13 protein-coding genes and 2 pseudogenes are annotated in these 15,796 nt (G+C 70.9%); 11 read left to right on the top strand and 4 right to left on the bottom strand.

Features of this window, described 5'->3' with window-relative positions:
• The first annotated feature begins 402 nt into the window (after nt 1-402).
• The 3 genes from ASF39_RS02920 (at nt 403) to ASF39_RS02910 (ending at nt 4,058) form a co-directional block, all read left to right on the top strand.
• Nucleotides 403-1,176, top strand: coding sequence for a ferredoxin--NADP reductase (locus ASF39_RS02920; protein WP_056280909.1), 774 nt, complete (start codon nt 403-405; stop codon nt 1,174-1,176).
• On the top strand, nt 1,173-1,847 hold the full coding sequence (gene bioD / locus ASF39_RS02915; protein WP_056280907.1) for a dethiobiotin synthase: 675 nt from the start codon (nt 1,173-1,175) through the stop codon (nt 1,845-1,847). The genes ASF39_RS02920 and bioD overlap by 4 nt, the downstream gene beginning before the upstream one ends.
• A 306-nt stretch (nt 1,848-2,153) precedes the next feature.
• Nucleotides 2,154-4,058: a KUP/HAK/KT family potassium transporter gene (locus ASF39_RS02910; protein WP_244472239.1), complete on the top strand. Its 1,905-nt coding sequence runs from the start codon at nt 2,154-2,156 to the stop codon at nt 4,056-4,058.
• Between the two features lie 84 nt (nt 4,059-4,142).
• On the opposite strand, the gene ASF39_RS21600 is transcribed toward ASF39_RS02910, so the two are convergent.
• The 4 genes and pseudogenes from ASF39_RS21600 to ASF39_RS02895 all read right to left on the bottom strand — a co-directional run bounded on the left by ASF39_RS21600 (nt 4,143) and on the right by ASF39_RS02895 (nt 7,125).
• Nucleotides 4,143-4,874 (bottom strand): flagellin, encoded by a 732-nt coding sequence (locus ASF39_RS21600; protein WP_244472257.1) that lies wholly within the window; start codon nt 4,872-4,874, stop codon nt 4,143-4,145.
• Between the two features lie 566 nt (nt 4,875-5,440).
• Nucleotides 5,441-6,003, bottom strand: a pseudogene (locus tag ASF39_RS20935) (flagellin); the annotation flags it as partial.
• A gap of 88 nt (nt 6,004-6,091) precedes the next feature.
• A pseudogene (locus tag ASF39_RS20145) lies at nt 6,092-6,472 on the bottom strand (flagellin); the annotation flags it as partial.
• 350 nt (nt 6,473-6,822) lie between these two features.
• Nucleotides 6,823-7,125 (bottom strand): PilZ domain-containing protein, encoded by a 303-nt coding sequence (locus tag ASF39_RS02895; protein ID WP_056280900.1) that lies wholly within the window; start codon nt 7,123-7,125, stop codon nt 6,823-6,825.
• 247 nt (nt 7,126-7,372) lie between these two features.
• Here ASF39_RS02895 and ASF39_RS02890 point away from each other — a divergent pair, with 247 nt between their 5' ends.
• The 8 genes from ASF39_RS02890 (at nt 7,373) to flaF (ending at nt 15,790) form a co-directional block, all read left to right on the top strand.
• The gene (locus ASF39_RS02890; protein ID WP_082494303.1) at nt 7,373-7,945 is read left to right on the top strand and encodes a hypothetical protein; all 573 of its coding nucleotides are present in this window, start codon (nt 7,373-7,375) and stop codon (nt 7,943-7,945) included.
• Between the two features lie 118 nt (nt 7,946-8,063).
• The gene (locus ASF39_RS02885; RefSeq protein ID WP_056280899.1) at nt 8,064-9,293 is read left to right on the top strand and encodes a DUF1217 domain-containing protein; all 1,230 of its coding nucleotides are present in this window, start codon (nt 8,064-8,066) and stop codon (nt 9,291-9,293) included.
• Between the two features lie 5 nt (nt 9,294-9,298).
• The gene (flgF, locus tag ASF39_RS02880) at nt 9,299-10,036 is read left to right on the top strand and encodes a flagellar basal-body rod protein FlgF (protein ID WP_056280897.1); all 738 of its coding nucleotides are present in this window, start codon (nt 9,299-9,301) and stop codon (nt 10,034-10,036) included.
• A gap of 4 nt (nt 10,037-10,040) precedes the next feature.
• A complete protein-coding gene (gene fliI / locus ASF39_RS02875) occupies nt 10,041-11,378 on the top strand; it encodes a flagellar protein export ATPase FliI (protein WP_056280895.1) in 1,338 nt (445 codons plus the stop codon).
• A gap of 136 nt (nt 11,379-11,514) precedes the next feature.
• A complete protein-coding gene (locus ASF39_RS02870) occupies nt 11,515-12,747 on the top strand; it encodes a flagellar hook protein FlgE (protein WP_056280894.1) in 1,233 nt (410 codons plus the stop codon).
• 95 nt (nt 12,748-12,842) lie between these two features.
• Nucleotides 12,843-14,306 carry a flagellar hook-associated protein FlgK gene (gene flgK, locus ASF39_RS02865; RefSeq protein WP_056280893.1) on the top strand — a complete coding sequence of 488 codons (1,464 nt, stop codon included), beginning with the start codon at nt 12,843-12,845 and terminating at the stop codon, nt 14,304-14,306.
• A gap of 5 nt (nt 14,307-14,311) precedes the next feature.
• A complete protein-coding gene (locus ASF39_RS02860; protein WP_055880126.1) occupies nt 14,312-15,349 on the top strand; it encodes a flagellar hook-associated family protein in 1,038 nt (345 codons plus the stop codon).
• 93 nt (nt 15,350-15,442) lie between these two features.
• The gene (gene flaF / locus ASF39_RS02855) at nt 15,443-15,790 is read left to right on the top strand and encodes a flagellar biosynthesis regulator FlaF (protein ID WP_055880123.1); all 348 of its coding nucleotides are present in this window, start codon (nt 15,443-15,445) and stop codon (nt 15,788-15,790) included.
• Nucleotides 15,791-15,796: the final 6 nt, after the last annotated feature.

Raw genomic sequence — 15,796 nt, 5'->3', positions numbered from 1 at the left:
GATCCCGGCACCATGATCGAACCCCGACGTCCGCACCCTCGCGTGCGCCGGACCCTTCACGAAACGCTCCTCGTCCGAGGAAAGTCCCACCGACGCTGGCAGCACGGCGGGGGATGTCGTCTGTGGCTCTTAGCCGAGGCGGGCGCAAGGATCGAGCCGCAGCCCCGATCCCCGGGAACCGGCCCTGCGACCCGACCGGGGCTCCCACGCATATGGTGTGGCCGGCCCCTCCGGTCCACTCTCCGGAGCGACGCGGGCGCACGGGGCGATGCCCTCGCCGCCCGGAACGGCGACCGATCCGGACATGCCTGGCCCGAATGCGACGCAGGCCCGGCTTGACGTGCCCCTCGCACCTGCGAAAAGACGCCACGACACAGTATAGGGTGTGGGACCGGTCTGCCGATGAGCAAGTTCAACGAGGAGCGCGTGCTGAGTGTCCGTCACTGGACGGACACGCTGTTCTCCTTCCGCACCACGCGCGATCCCGCCTTCCGCTTCCGCAACGGCGAGTTCGTGATGATCGGCATCGAGGTCGAGGGGCGCCCGCTCCTGCGCGCCTACAGCGTCGTCTCGGCCAATTACGAGGAAGAGCTGGAGTTCTTCTCGATCAAGGTGCCCAACGGCCCGCTCACCTCGAAGCTGCAGCACCTCAAGGTCGGCGACCCGATCATCGTCGGCAAGAAGTCCACCGGCACCCTGGTGCTCGACAACCTGATGCCCGGCCGGCACCTCTACCTCCTCGGCACCGGCACCGGGCTCGCCCCCTTCATGTCGATCATCAAGGACCCCGAGACCTACGACCGCTTCGAGAAGGTCGTGCTGGTCCACGGCTGCCGGCAGGTGCAGGAGCTCGCCTATGGCGAGACCATCACGCAGGAGCTGCCCAACCACGAATTCCTCGGCGATACCATCGCGGCGCAGCTGATCTACTACCCCACCGTCACCCGCGAGCCGTTCCGCAACCGCGGCCGCATCACCGACCTGATGACCTCGGGCAAGCTGTTCGCCGATATCGGCCTGCCGCCGATGTCGGTGGAGACCGACCGCTTCATGCTCTGCGGCTCGCCGGACATGATCCGCGACACCCGGACGCTCCTCACCGAGGGCGGCTACGAGGAGGGCAACCACGGCGAGGCCGGGCACTACGTGATCGAGAAGGCCTTCGTCGAGAAGTGACGGCCGTCTTCGTCGCCGGTGCCGGCACCGGGATCGGCAAGACCTATCTCACCGCCGCCCTCACGCGGGGCCTGCGGGACGCGGGACGCGGCGTCCTCACGCTCAAGCCCGTCGCCAGCGGGGTCGCGCCCCTCGACGATCCGGCGTTCGCGTCGAGCGACACCGCCGTCCTGCTGGCCGCGCAAGGGTTGCCGGTGACGCCCGAGACGGTGGCGGCCTGTTCGCCCTGGCGGTTCGCGGCTCCCCTCGCCCCCGATCTCGCCGCCGCCCGCGAGGGCCGGCATTTGGCGCTGGACGACCTCGTCGCCTGGTGCCGGGGCCGGATCGCCGAGGCACCAGACGGCACCACGGTGCTGATCGAAGGGGTCGGCGGGGTGATGAGCCCGGTCACGCCCGAGGCCACCGGCCTCGACTGGCTGACGGCCCTCGACCTGCCGGCCGTCCTCGTCGCCGGCTCCTACCTCGGCGCCATCAGCCACGCCCTCACGGCGATCGAGACCCTGCGCGGGCGCGGCATGCGCCTCGCCTGCGCGGTGGTCTGCGAGAGCGAGGAGGCGCCGGTCCCCGTGGAGACGGTGGCCGGGTCGATCGCCCGCCATGCCGGCGGCGTGCCGGTGCTGGCCCTGGCGCGCGGTGCGGCATGTCCGGCGGGGCTCCTGGCGCTGGTGTGACGGCGACAGCCAGGCGGCCCACGTCCCTGCTCGGATGTCCCGACGAGTGGCGTCGTCGCCTGCGAACGGAACGCACTTCGCTTCCTCTTCCCCTTCCCCTTCCCCTTGCGGGGCCGGGGTTGGTTCCGCGGGGCCCTGACCGAGGGTCGCCCGGCCACCCCCACCGCGAACCCCTCCCCGCGAGGGGAAAGGGACGCCGCTCGAAAAATCGGTGACTCCGGCCCTCCGCCGCGCAGATTTTCCTCGCCGGGCGTCGTCGATCCTGCGTTGTATCCGCACGGATCGACGACGACCGGAGCGCTGCCCGTGACCGACTCCTCCTCCACCGGTGCGAAGCCTCGGCTCGCGGGTCCGGCCGTGCTGCTCGCCACCCTCGGCATCGTCTACGGCGACATCGGCACGAGCCCGCTCTACGCCTTCAAGGAGGCGGTGCGGGCGGCCTCCGGCGGGGCGCCGCCCCAGGCCGCGGCCGTCGTCGGCGCGGTCTCGCTGATCGTCTGGGCGCTGATCCTCATCGTCTCCCTCAAGTACGCGGTGCTGATCCTGCGCGCCGACAACCGCGGCGAGGGCGGCATCGTCGCGATGCTGGCGCTGCTGGGCGCCCGCCATGCCAGGCCGGGCTCCTGGCAGGGGCTGATCCTCGTCACCGGCCTCGTCGGTGCCGCCCTCCTCTACGGCGACGGCGCCATCACGCCGGCGATCTCGGTGCTGAGCGCGGTGGAGGGCCTCAAGGTCGACGCGCCGGGGCTGAGCCCCTTCGTGGTGCCGATCACCCTGGCGATCCTGGTCGGGCTCTTCCTCGTCCAGAGCAAGGGCGTGGCCTTCATCGGCCGCATCTTCGGGCCCGTCATGGTAGTGTGGTTCTCGGTGCTGGCGCTGCTCGGCATCGGCGGCATCCTGCAGTCGCCGCAGATTCTCTCCGCCCTCAACCCGATGGCCGCCATCGACTACGTCCTGCTCGCGGGCTGGAAGGTGAGCTTCCTGATGCTGGGCGCCGCCTTCCTGGCGGTCACCGGCGGCGAGGCGATGTACGCCGACCTCGGCCATTTCGGCGCCCGGCCGATCCGGATCGCGTGGTTCGGCTTCGTGCTGCCGGCCCTGACGATCAACTACGTCGGCCAGGGCGGGCTGCTGCTCGCCGAGCCCGACGCCATCGCCAACCCGTTCTACCGCCTCGCGCCGGACTGGGCGCACTACCCGCTCATCGCCCTGGCGACCGTGTCCACGGTGATCGCCTCGCAGTCGATCATCTCGGGCGTGTTCTCGCTCACTCAGCAGTCGATTCAGCTCGGCTTCCTGCCGCCGATGCGGGTGATCCACACCGCCCGCGAGGAGCGCGGCCAGATCTACGTGCCGGTGGTGAACTGGCTCCTGGCGGCGGCCACCCTGACGGCGGTGGTGGTGTTCGAATCCTCGGACGCGCTGGCGGGCGCCTACGGCATCGCGGTCTCGGCGTTGATGGCGATCACCACGCTGCTGGCCGCCCTCGTCGCCCTGCGCTGGGGCTTCAACCCGGTGGCGGTGCTGGCGGTCAACGGCTTCTTCCTCGCCATCGACGCGGTGTTCCTGGCCGCCAACGGCGTCAAGCTGTTCGAGGGTGGCTGGTTTCCCCTGGCGCTGGCCTTCGCGGTCGCCTTCCTGATGCTGACCTGGCGCAAGGGCAACGGCCTCGTGGAGGAGGCCCGGACGGTTCTACGCGAGCCCGAGCCCGCGTTCCTCGAACGCATGCGGCACGCGCCGCCCATCGCCCTGCCCGGCAACGCCGCCTTCCTGTCCTCGGCCACGAGCGGGATTCCGCTCCACCTCTCGCGCTTCGTCGAGCGCAGCCACGCGCTGCATGCGCGCGTCCTCATCGTCACCGCCCGCTACGAGGAGGAGCCGGTGGTGCCGCGCTCCCGCCGGGCCGAGATCGCGGCACTGTCGCCGGAGATCGTCCGCGTCGTCCTGCGCTACGGCTTCATGGAGGAGGCCTCGATTCCCGACGGGCTGCGCTGCGCCGTGGAGAGCGGCCACCTCGACGCCGCCTTCCTCGACGACCTGACGATCTTCATCGGCCACGAGACCATCATCCCCAAGAGCGACCGCCGCGGCATGGCCCATTGGCGCGAGCACGTGTTCGCGTTCCTGCTGCGCAACGCCGAGCGCACCGGTACGCAGTTCTGCATCCCGACCCGGCAACTGGTGGAGGTCGGCACCGAAATCGAGATCTGAGGGCGGCCCACTGCGCTCTCACGCGAGCGGTCGTGCGCCCCCTTGACGGCGCTGGATCCCGAGGCGGGTGAAGCGTTGGCCCGCTCACCGGAACAGGGCGAGCAACGCCTGGCTGGCCGAATTGGCGATGCCGAGGGATTGCACGCCCAGCTGCTGCTGGGTCTGAAGCGCCTTCAGCCTCGTCGATTCCTCCTCGATGTCGGCATCGACCAGGATGCCGAGGGTGCGCTCGTTGGCCTTCATGAGCGAGCCCACGAAGGCCTTCTGCCCGTCGATCCGGGTCTTGCCGGCCCCGAGCTTCGCGCCGGCGTCCGTCACCTCGGCCAGCGCCCGCTCGACCTGCGCGATCGCGGCCTTCAGTGCGGCATCGCCCGCCGTGCCGCGCAGGGCGCCGATGTCGATGGTGTCGATCGAGGTGCCGCCCGAGAGGGAGTCGAGGATGCCCTTGCGAGCCCCGGCGACCGCATCGGTCCCACGGCCGGTTCGGTGATCCGCGGCCCCGGTCCCGAACCCCAGCGTGATGTCGGCGCCCGACGTCGTCACGGCGATGTCGTCGAGATACCAGTAGCTGGGGTCCTGGCGCGCCTCGAACGCCAGGGCTGACGTGGTGGCGCTCGCCGTCACGGTGAACTGGTAGTGCGTATAGGGTTGGGCCGGCACGTCGACGTGCGAGGCGAGTACCGTGCTGTCCCAGGAGACCTTGAACTGGTTGGGCGTCCCGCCGGCGTTGCGGAGCCAGAAATCGATGACGTAGGTCTCCCCGGGCACCGTCGCGAGGGTCCGGCTCAGGACGGCGCTGCCACCGACCGTCCCCATCGCGAGGCCCTTGGCGCCGCTGTGCGCCGTCCCGTTCGTGAAGACGAGCGACGTGTTGCCCCCGAGCGTCCAATCCGCCAGGTCGCTCTCGAAGCCGCCGTTGGCGAGGAGGTTGCCCCCGGACCCAGGCGTCCCGACGCCGGCCCGGTCGATCGCGAGGCTCCTGGCGCCGCCCGCCGCAGTCGTCTCGAAGGTCAGGCGCCCGTCATCGTCGAGGCTGGCCCTGACATGGCCCCGCAGCACGGCGTTGGCCGCGATCTGGTTGTTGATCCCGCGCACGATGTCCGGCGCCCCGACGGCGGCGAGGTCGGGGACGGCGGCGGCCATGCTCGCCCGGTCGAGGACGATGTCCTGGGCGGCACCACCGTCGAGGGCGATGGAAAAGCGGACGCCCTGGCCGCCGCTCAGGTCGATTTTTCCGACGAGGGCCTGGCCGGCGGTGACCCGGGCGGCGGTGGCGGCAGTCTGAACGCTGGCCGAGTTGGTGTCGTAGAGCTTGATCGCGTTCACATCGACGGTGATCTCGGAGAAGTTGATGGTGCCGTCCGTGGCGCGGGCGAAGCCGNGTCTGAACGCTGGCCGAGTTGGTGTCGTAGAGCTTGATCGCGTTCACATCGACGGTGATCTCGGAGAAGTTGATGGTGCCGTCCGTGGCGCGGGCGAAGCCGGCGATGACYTTCGGGGCGGCCTGGTAGGCGGGGTTGGTGCCGGTGTCGGAGTTCACCGAGAGCCAGTTCTGGCCGCTGGAGTTCGACGAGTTGGCGGTGGCCTTCATCTTCTCCTGGATGGCGTCGATCTCGGTCTGGACCTTGGCGCGGTCGACGCCGGGCTGCAGGGCGGTCTGCAGCTTGGCGCGCATGTTCTGCAGGTCGCCGATGATGCTGTTGAGGCCGTTGTAGGCGGTGTCSACGGCCGAGGAGCCGAGGCCGAGGGAGTCCTTCACGGCGCCSAGCGAGGCGTTGTCGGTGCGGACGGTGGTGGCGATCGACCAGTAGGCGGCGTTGTCGGAGGCGGTGGAGACGCGCTGGCCCGTGGAGACCCGGTTGCTCGTCATGTCGAGCGACTGGTTGATGGACTTCAGGGTCGTCAGGGCGGTCATCGCCGCATTGTTGGTGAGCAGGCTGGTCATGGCGGGGGTTTTTCCGGAAGCGTGAAATTTGCGGGAAGGGCGCGGAATTCGGGCCTACACGAGCGCAGCCGTCCCGTTCGACACCGGNCGTTCGCCCGCATTTAGGGGGTTTGCCGGCGGATGGCCAGGGTACGATCTCGGTCTGGACCTTGGCGCGGTCGACGCCGGGCTGCAGGGCGGTCTGCAGCTTGGCGCGCATGTTCTGCAGGTCGCCGATGATGCTGTTGAGGCCGTTGTAGGCGGTGTCSACGGCCGAGGAGCCGAGGCCGAGGGAGTCCTTCACGGCGCCSAGCGAGGCGTTGTCGGTGCGGACGGTGGTGGCGATCGACCAGTAGGCGGCGTTGTCGGAGGCGGTGGAGACGCGCTGGCCCGTGGAGACCCGGTTGCTCGTCATGTCGAGCGACTGGTTGATGGACTTCAGGGTCGTCAGGGCGGTCATCGCCGCATTGTTGGTGAGCAGGCTGGTCATGGCGGGGGTTTTTCCGGAAGCGTGAAATTTGCGGGAAGGGCGCGGAATTCGGGCCTACACGAGCGCAGCCGTCCCGTTCGACACCGGAACGGTGTCGGCGCAGTCGAGGGCGGGCGCTTGACATCCCGGATTTTCACCGGACCAGTGGAACGACATCATGTCTTAGGTCTCGTCGACCTATCCACTGCGAAGTCACCGGCGTGATCTTGTCTATAGCCAACAGGACCGGCCGCCGATGTGTTCACATTGGCGTGTCCGCGTTAGCAACGGGTTAAGCCGGGCGACATCGCCTCCGAAAGGGCGCCGCGACGGCCGCGTCCATCCACAGGGCGGCGGGGGGCGGTATCGCGTCAGGCCCCCGCGCCGAGGCGGCGCAGGAAGGCGACGCCGGCGAACTCGCCGCGCTGCCAGCGCAGCTCCACCTCGAAGACCCGCAGGTCGTGGGCGGCGATCATCAGCTCGAACGTCGCCGGCAGGGCGACGGGCCGCACGAGGCGGATCTTGGCGCCGTCCCGCGAGAGGTCGCGCACCACGCAGAAGGCCAGGGTCTCGCGCCCGAACAGGACGCGGGCCTGCTGCATCACCCGCTGGCGCCGGGGCCCGCGCTGGACGAGCGCCCTGTGCTGCCCCGCTCCGTCACGGTCGTCCGTCATCGCCCGTCTTTCCGTTCCCGCCCCAGGAGGCGCGCCTTACAGCAGGCGGCGCGAAAGGGGAATCCCGCGGCGCGAAAACATCATGCGGCGACAAGGGGATAGGGTCCGCGGCAGGCGCGCCGGCGCCGGCCGGCCGGCACGCACAGGGCCACGACGCCGGATGGGCCGCAGGGCACCCTCTTAACGGGCCATTAACCATGAGACCGTTAATCATATGATCGGAAATACCACAGGGACGTCGACCGCGATGGCCTTCTCACCAGGATTGCGCAAGGGCGCCGCCGCTCACCTCGCCACGACGGCGAGGGAGGCCGCGGTGCGCCGCCCCTCGGCCAGCGCCACCATCCTGCGCCGGGCCCGCGACGCGGCCCTGGAGCGCACCGCCATCGGCGGCTGCCTCGTCCTGGCCGCGGTCTGCGGCGGATGGGCCGCCGTCTCCATCGCCGGAAGCCCCAACGGCTACGACGTCCGCGAGATCGTGCCGCCGATCGCCAACGGGTTCGCCTGGAAGAAGAGTGTCTCGCCCGTCCGCACGGCGGCGGTGGACCTCGACCCCCTCACCACCGGCTCGCTGCCCGACCGCGCCGTCCCGGCCGCTGCGGAGGCGGGCGCGACGCCCCTGGCCGCCGTGTCCGGGCGCCCGTACGTGCTGCGCCGCGTCGGCGACGGTACCGCCCTGGTGGAGGGTCCCAGCGGCCTCCGGCAGATCGTCCCGGGCGCCGTCCTGCCCGGCGCCGGCCGCGTGATCTCGATCCGCCAGACCGGCGCGGGCTGGGTGGTGGTGACCTCCGAGACCATCATCGGCCCGACCCCGCTGTGAGCCCTTCCCCGGCACGGCCGTTCCCCCATCATACCGTCGGCGTTGCCGCCAACCCGGATCGCACCATGGCCCTCCACCACCCCGACGCCGGCGCGTCCGCGTCCGCGGGGGCCGTCCGATGCTGAACACCTCCTTCAGCTACCGCCTGATCGCCCGGGACCTCGACCTCTCCCTGGCGCGCAAGGCCGCCACCACCGACGTCGCCCGCGAGACCGCCTACTTCGAGGCCAACATCGGCAAGGTGAAATCCGTCGACGACCTGTTCGGCGACCAGCGCCTCTATGCCTACGCCATGAAGGCGATGGGGCTCGAGGAGATGACCTACGCCAAGGCGTTGATGCGCAAGGTGGTGACCGAGGGCGTGACCAGCGCCACCAGCTTCGCCAACCGCCTCAACGACAGCCGCTACAAGGCGTTCGCCAGCGCCTTCGACTTCGCGCAGGGCGCCAAGGCCAGCGGCCTCGCCACCACGCCGGCGCAGCTGAGCGGCGCCCTCGACATCTCCGACGTGTTCGACTTCTCCGGCAGCAAGGAGGCCAGCTTCTCGCTCACCAGCCAGCTCGACGCGTCGACCACCCGCTCGATCACGATCGTCCTCAACAAGGACACCCTGGCCAGGCCGGGCCTCGACCTGGCATCCGTCTCGGGCGCGCAGATCGTCGAGGCCATCAACGCCCGGATCGAGGCCTCGGGCGAGGCCGGGCTGAAGGGCAAGGTCAAGGCGGGCCTGGGCGTGCGCAACAACCTGTTCTTCGAGACCACGGCCTACAACAGCCTGTCCGCCAACGATCTCTCGGGGGCGGCCTACGTCAGCTACCCCGCCGGCGCCAACCGGACGGTGGCGGTGGCCAACGTGGCGCTCTCGGGCCCCGGCCGGACCGCCTTCGACCTCGGCTTCGGCACCGCGCTGCCCCTCGACGCCAAGGCCAAGAGCGTCACCGACGCCTACCTGCGCCAGAGCCTCGAGGTCGACGCGGGCGCCGAGGACGCCGGCGTGCGCCTCGCCCTCTATTTCTCGCGCATCGCGCCGACCGTGAGCAGCGGCTTCGGCATCCTGGGCGACGACGCCCTCTCGCAGGTGGTCAAGACCGTGCTCGGCCTGCCCGACGGCGGCTCGGCCGAGGCCATCGCCCGCCAGGCGGCGATCATCGAGGAGAAGGTCGACGTCGCGAGCTTCAAGGACCCGGTCAAGCTCGACCGCTTCATCCAAACGTTCACCGCGATCTGGGACGCGCAGAACAACACCGCCGGCGATCCCATCCTGGCCCTCTTCGACGGCAGCAGCGCCTCGCAGGGGCTCGATGCCGACCTGCTCCTGAGCGCGCTCCAGAACCGGTCGCGGGGCTGAGCGCGGTGCAGAACGGACTCTACGTCGCGCTCTCGGCCCAGGTGAACCTGGAAAAGCGCCTCAACGCCGTGGCCAACAACGTGGCCAACCTCTCCACCGCCGGCTACCGGGCGGAGGACACCCATTTCGAGGCCCTGCTCGCCCAGGCGAGCAAGGGTCCCATCGCCTTCACGAGTGCCGGCGACACCTTCATCTCGCGCCGGGCCGGCCCGGTCAGCAAGACCGACTCGCCCCTCGACGTGGCGATCCAGGGCGACGCCTGGCTCAGCGTCGGCGGCACCAAGGGCCCCGTCTACACCCGCGACGGGCGCATGAAGATGGATGCCAACGGCCAGCTGCTGAACATGTCCGGCCAGCCCGTGCTCGATCCGGGCGGCGGCCCGCTGCTGCTCGATCCGCAGGCCGGCCCGCCCAAGATCGGCCGCGACGGCAGCATCTACCAGGGCGAGAGTCCCAACATCAATCAGGTCGGCGCGCTCGGCCTGTTCACCATCGACCCGAGGGCCAGGCTCACCCGCGCCGAGGCCAACGCGGTGTCGCCGAGCGTGCCGGCCGAGCGGGTCCAGGACTTCACCCGGATGGGCGTGATCCAGGGCCATATCGAGGGCGCCAACGTCAATCCGGTCATGGAGATGACCAAGCTCATCACCATCCAGCGGGCCTTCGAGAGCGCGGCGACGCTGACCTCGGAGACCGAGAACTCCTTCGCGGGGGCGATCCGCTCCCTCAGCCCGCAGGGTTAGGCCGATGCAAGGCGATGCCATCGACCGCCTCGGGGCGGCCCTGGAGAGCGGGCGCGAGGCCCTGCCGCTGGTGCGCATCGGCGGCACGATCCAGGAGGTCACCGCCAGCTCCGCTCGGGTGGCGGGCGTGGGCGCCTTCGTCAGGCTCGGCGACCGGATGGGCTTTTCGGCCGGCGGCCGCGAGGAGGTGGCCGAGGTGGTGCGGGTGGATGCCGGCGGCGTCACGCTCAAGCCGTTCGCCTCGCGCATCGAGGCCGGCATCGGCACCCCCGCCTTCCGCCTCGGCGACCCGGTGCTGCGGCCCGACCAGAGCTGGAAGGGCCGGGTCATCGACGCGCTGGGCCGCCCCGTCGACGGCGGCGGCGCGCTCGCCCCCGGCCCGGTGGCGGTGCCGGTGGACGCCTCGCCGCCCCCGGCGATGGAGCGGGCGCGGGTGCGGGACGCCCTGCGCACCGGGGTGCGCGCCTTCGACCTGTTCACGCCGCTGTGCTTCGGCCAGCGCATCGGCGTCTTCGCCGGCTCGGGCGTCGGCAAGTCGACCCTGCTCGCGATGCTGGCGCGGGCGCAGGGGTTCGACAGCGTCGTGGTCGCCCTGGTGGGCGAGCGCGGCCGCGAGGTCCGCGAGTTCCTCGACGGCGCCATGGCCGCCAGCCGCGACCGTGCCGTCATCGTGGTCTCCACCGGCGACGAGAGCCCGATGATGCGCCGCCAGGCGCCCAAGGTCGCCATGGCCATCGCCGAATCGTTCCGCGACCGGGGCGAGGCGGTGCTGCTCATCGTCGATTCGGTGACCCGCTACGCCCATGCCGCCCGCGACGTGGCGCTGGCTGCCGGCGAGCCGGCGGTGGCGCGCGGCTATCCGCCGAGCGTGTTCTCGGACCTGCCGCGCCTCCTCGAACGGGCGGGGCCGGGCCTCGACCGGCCCGGGGCGAGCGGGAGCATCACCGGCATCTTCGCCGTCCTCGTGGACGGGGACGACCACAACGATCCCGTGGCCGACAGCATCCGCGGCACGCTCGACGGGCACGTGGTCCTCGACCGGGGCATCGCCGAGCAGGGCCGCTATCCGGCGATCGATCTCCTCGGCTCGATCTCGCGCCTGGCCGGCGAGGTCTGGACGCCCGAGCAGCGCGAACTCGTGCGCCGGCTCAAGGCGATGATGGCCCGCTTCGAGGAGACCCGCGATCTGCGCCTGATGGGCGGCTACCGCGCCGGGGAGGACCCCGAGCTCGATCAGGCGATCCTGCTGGTGCCCCGGATCTACGAGGGCCTGCGCCAGGAGCCGCACATGGCCCCGAGCGAGGACGCCTTCCTCGAGCTCGCCCAGTCGCTGCGCGGCTGAAGAACCGCGCGCGATGCCCCGAACCCCGTCTCCAAGACGCCCAAGGCCAGTCCCCGCCAAGCCCCGCCAAGCCCCGCGCAAGCGAATCTCCCTCTAGTGCCCGCCAAGCGGCCGAACGATTTCAAGAGGTAACCCCATGAGCCTGATCTCCGTCCTGCGAACCGGCGTGTCCGGCATGAACGCCCAGTCCAACCGCATCTCCACGGTGGCCGAGAACATCCAGAACTCGAGCACGACGGGCTACAAGCGCACGTCGGCCGAGTTCTCCTCGCTGCTCATCGAGGGCAACTCGGCGACCAACTACAACTCCGGCGCGGTCCAGACCACGATCCGCAACGAGATCAGCAAGGAAGGCCCGATCTCCTTCACCACCTCGAAGAGCGACCTCGCCATCCAGGGCAACGGCTTCTTCGTGGTGCAGGACGACAACGCGGTGGTCGCGCTGACCCGCGCGGGCAACTTCGTGATGGACGGCGAGACCAAGAACTTCGTCAATTCCGCCGGCTTCACCCTGATGGGCTACAGCCTGGCCAACGGCGAGCCCAACCCCGCGCTCAACAGCACCGAGGGGATGGTGCCGGTGAACCTCACCTCGTTCAGCGCCAAGGCCACCCCGACCACCGAGGGCAGCTTCTCGGGCAACCTGCCCGTCGACGGGGCCGTGCTCGCGCCGCCGCAGGTGGCCACGCCCGCCGGCAGCGACTACTCCAAGAAGACCTCGCTCGTGACCTTCGACAACGTCGGGCGCAAGGTCACCCTCGACATCTACCTCGCCAAGACCGGGGCCAACACCTGGTCGGCCAGCGTCTACGATGCCGCCGCCCCGGCGAGCTTCCCCGGCACGCCGCTCGACACCACGACCCTGACCTTCGGCGCCAACGGCCGGATCGCCGGCCCGGCGGCGGCCTCCTTCACGATCCCGAACGGCGGGCCGTTCACCCTCGACATGTCCACCGTGACCCAGCTCGGCTCCCCCTACGACGTCAAGGGGCAGGCCGACGGCCAGGCGCCGTCCGCGGTGACGGGCTCGGAATTCGGTGCCGACGGCACCGTCTTCGCGCTCTACGAGGACGGCAGCAAGGTCGCCGCCTTCAAGGTTCCGCTGGCCAACGTGGCGAGCCCCGACGAGCTCGAGCCGCGGGCCGGCAACATCTTCCGGCCCACCAACGAGTCCGGCAACCTCCAGATCGGGTTCGCCAAGCTCGGCGGCCTCGGATCGATCCAGGCCGGTGCCCTCGAGCAGTCGAGCGTCGACGTCAGCACCGAACTCACCAGCATGATCGAATCGCAGACGATCTACACCGCCAACTCGAAGGTCTTCATGACCGGCGACGAGATGCTCGACACCCTGATGAACCTCAAGCGCTGACGGGATCGCCGCCCGCCAGGCGGCGCCCGCCTCGCACCGTCACGGGACGCGCCGGCCGGCGCGTCCCGCACCATCCGTGCCCCAGGATACCGACGATGGGCCTGTCCCTCGCCCTCAACAACGCCCGCGCCTCGCTCTCCGCGACCTCGAGCCAGATCGCGGCGGCCTCCCGCAACACCACGGGGGCCGACGACCCGAACTATTCGCGCAAGATCGCCACCCTCGTCACCGGCGGCGGCACCACCGCCGTGGTGATCCAGCGGGCCACCGACGACGCCCTGTTCGCGAGGAAGCTCCTGAGCACCTCCGATGCGGCCGCCGCCGGAGCGGTGAGCGCCGGGCTCGACAGCCTGAGCCGGACGGTGGGCGACACCGACGACCCGACCTCCCCGGCCGCGCGCCTGGGCAGCCTCAACGCCGCCCTCCAGGCCGCGGCCAACCGGCCCGACGACGGCCAGCTCGCCCGCGAGGCGGTGGAGAGCGCCCGCGACCTCGCCCTCAGCCTCAACGCCGCGGCGGATGCGGTCCATACGGTGCGCGCCGACGCCGACACGGCGCTCGGCGCCTCCGTGACGCGGATCAGCGACCTGCTCTCCCAGTTCGCCGTGGCCAACGGCGCGGTGACCCGCGGCAGCGCCAACGGCGCCGACGTCACCGACGCCCTCGACGACCGCGACCGCATCCTCGGTGCCCTGTCCGAGGAGATCGGCATCACCACGGTGTCGCGCCCGGGCGACGACATGGCGATCTACACCGACAGCGGCGTGCCGCTGTTCGACCGCACCGCCCGGCGCGTCACCTTCGCCGAGACGGTGGGATTCACCGCCGGCACCGTGGGCAACAGCGTCATGGCGGACGGGGTGCCGGTGACGGGCGCCAACTCGCCGATGCCGGTGCAGTCCGGGCGCATCGCCGGCCTGGCGGCCCTGCGCGACACCGTGGCGGTGCGCTACGAGAGCCAGCTCGACGCCATGGCCGGCGCGTTGGTCGACGCCTTCGCGGAGACCGGCGACCTCGGCGCCGGCCCGGTCCGTCGCGCGGGCCTGTTCTCGGACGGAACCAGCGGCCTCGTCCCGGGCGGGGCTGCCTCGGCCACCCTGGGCCTCGCCGCCGCGATCCGCATCAACGCGGCGGTGGACCCCAGGACCGGCGGCAGCCTCGACACCCTGCGCGACGGCGGCATGAACGGGCCGGCCTTCCGCGCCAACCCGGGGACCGAGGCCGCCTTCGACGGGCGCCTGCGCGACCTCGCATCGGCGCTGGGCACCGCCCGCGCCTTCGATCCCGGCACCCAGATCACCGGCGTGCTCACCCTGCAGTCCTTCGCCGCGGCGTCGGCGGGCTGGCTGTCCAACGAGCGCAAGCTCGCCACCTCGGAAGCCGACTACCAGTCGACCCTGCTGTCGCGGGCGGGCGAGGCCTATTCGAACGCGGTGGGCGTCAACGTCGACGACGAGACCGCCCGCATCCTGCAGCTCGAACAATCCTACACCGCCTCGGCCCGCCTGATCTCGGTGGTGGACCAACTCCTGAAGACCCTGATGGACGTGGTGCGATAGACCCCATGAGAACCAACGCCATCTCCACCGCCAGCCTCTGGAACACCCCGCGCACGGGGGTCGCCCGCATGCAGTCCGAGATCGCGAGCGCCAACAAGGAGCTCGTCACCGGCCGGCACGCCGACATGGGCCTGACGCTCGGCAGCCGCACCGGCGTCGCCCTGAGCCTGCGCCAGACCTCGGCCGAGCTCACGGCGCTGCGCGACGGCAACGACATCACCGGCCTGCGCCTCAGCTCGACCCAGACCATCCTGCAGCAGATCCAGGCCGACACCGACACGGCGCTCGCCGCCATCACCGGCGCGCCGCCCGACCAGCGCGCCAGGGTGATCGCCGACACCGCCGCCTCGCGGCTGGCCTCCCTCACCGCCGCCCTCAACACCACCGCCGGCGGCCAGTCGATCTTCGGGGGCACCAACACCCTCGAGACGCCGATGAAGGCCTACGGCGGAACCGCCAAGGCCGCGGTCGATCTGGCCTTCACGAGCACGTTCGGTGCACGCGGCAGCGCCGGCCTCGCCACGGCCACGGGCGCGCAGATGGCCGCCTTCCTCGCCCCCGGGGGCGCCTTCGACGCCCTGTTCGACGATGCGTCCTGGGGGGCGAACTGGTCGGCGGCCTCCGACGGCACCATCCAGAGCCGGATCTCCCGCAACGAGACCGTGGAGACCTCGACGAGCGCCAACGCCGCCGCGTTCCGCGATCTGGCCAAGGCCCATGTCCTCGCCTCCGACCTCGACCTGTCGCACTTCTCCGCGGAGGTGCAGGACGTGATGGCCGGGCGGATCGCCGGGCTGCTCGGCTCGGCCAGCGCCAGCCTCGTGACGCTGCAGGCCAACCTCGGCCGCTCGCAGGCGGCGATCGCCGACGCCAACGGCCGGCTCGAGGCGCAGCAGACCCTCCTGGCCAAGCAGATCCGCGACATGGAGAGCGTGGACACCGCCGAGGCCAAGACGCGGATCGACCAGCTCACCACCCAGGTCCAGATCTCCTATTCCCTGACCTCCGAGCTACGGCAGCTCAGCCTGGTCAACTACCTCTGATCGTTCCCCGACCATCGCCCTACCGACATCGCGTCCCCCAGCCGCCGTCCGCGGCGGCCGGCCAAGGACAGGACACACGAGGCGTCCCCGACCATGTATCAATTCTCCTACGCCGAGATCCTGGACGACGCCCCCGAGATCGGGCGCCAGCGCGAACTCGCCGCCTTCGACCGGGCCCTCGACCTCCTGCACATCGCCGGGCGCCCCGACGCGGCCCAGAAGGACCGGCAGGCGGCGGCGAGCTTCCTGCAGAACCTCTGGGCCGTCCTGATCGACGACCTGTGCAGCCCCGACAACGCCCTGCCCGAGGCCCTGCGCGGCGACCTCGTCTCGGTGGGCCTGTGGAGCATGCGCGAGAGCGGCGCGGTGTTGAGCACCCCCGACCGCAGCCTCGCCGCCCTGATCGAGGTGAACACCTCGGTGCGGGACGGCCTGCGGTGAGCAAGG

It is taken from the genome of Methylobacterium sp. Leaf108 (assembly GCF_001423265.1).
Lineage (GTDB): Bacteria > Pseudomonadota > Alphaproteobacteria > Rhizobiales > Beijerinckiaceae > Methylobacterium.
The sequence above is the reverse complement of the archived record's forward strand: the minus strand, read 5'-3'. Positions and strand labels throughout refer to the sequence as shown.

Coding starts and splice junctions, on each gene's coding strand:
- ASF39_RS02920 (WP_056280909.1), top strand. CDS start 403: ATGAGCAAGTTCAACGAGGAGCGCGTGCTGAGTGTCCGTCACTGGACG.
- ASF39_RS21600 (WP_244472257.1), bottom strand. CDS start 4,874: ATGGGGACGGTCGGTGGCAGCGCCGTCCTGAGCCGGACCCTCGCGACG.
- ASF39_RS02895 (WP_056280900.1), bottom strand. CDS start 7,125: ATGACGGACGACCGTGACGGAGCGGGGCAGCACAGGGCGCTCGTCCAG.
- ASF39_RS02890 (WP_082494303.1), top strand. CDS start 7,373: ATGGCCTTCTCACCAGGATTGCGCAAGGGCGCCGCCGCTCACCTCGCC.
- ASF39_RS02885 (WP_056280899.1), top strand. CDS start 8,064: ATGCTGAACACCTCCTTCAGCTACCGCCTGATCGCCCGGGACCTCGAC.
- fliI (WP_056280895.1), top strand. CDS start 10,041: ATGCAAGGCGATGCCATCGACCGCCTCGGGGCGGCCCTGGAGAGCGGG.
- ASF39_RS02870 (WP_056280894.1), top strand. CDS start 11,515: ATGAGCCTGATCTCCGTCCTGCGAACCGGCGTGTCCGGCATGAACGCC.
- flgK (WP_056280893.1), top strand. CDS start 12,843: ATGGGCCTGTCCCTCGCCCTCAACAACGCCCGCGCCTCGCTCTCCGCG.
- ASF39_RS02860 (WP_055880126.1), top strand. CDS start 14,312: ATGAGAACCAACGCCATCTCCACCGCCAGCCTCTGGAACACCCCGCGC.
- flaF (WP_055880123.1), top strand. CDS start 15,443: ATGTATCAATTCTCCTACGCCGAGATCCTGGACGACGCCCCCGAGATC.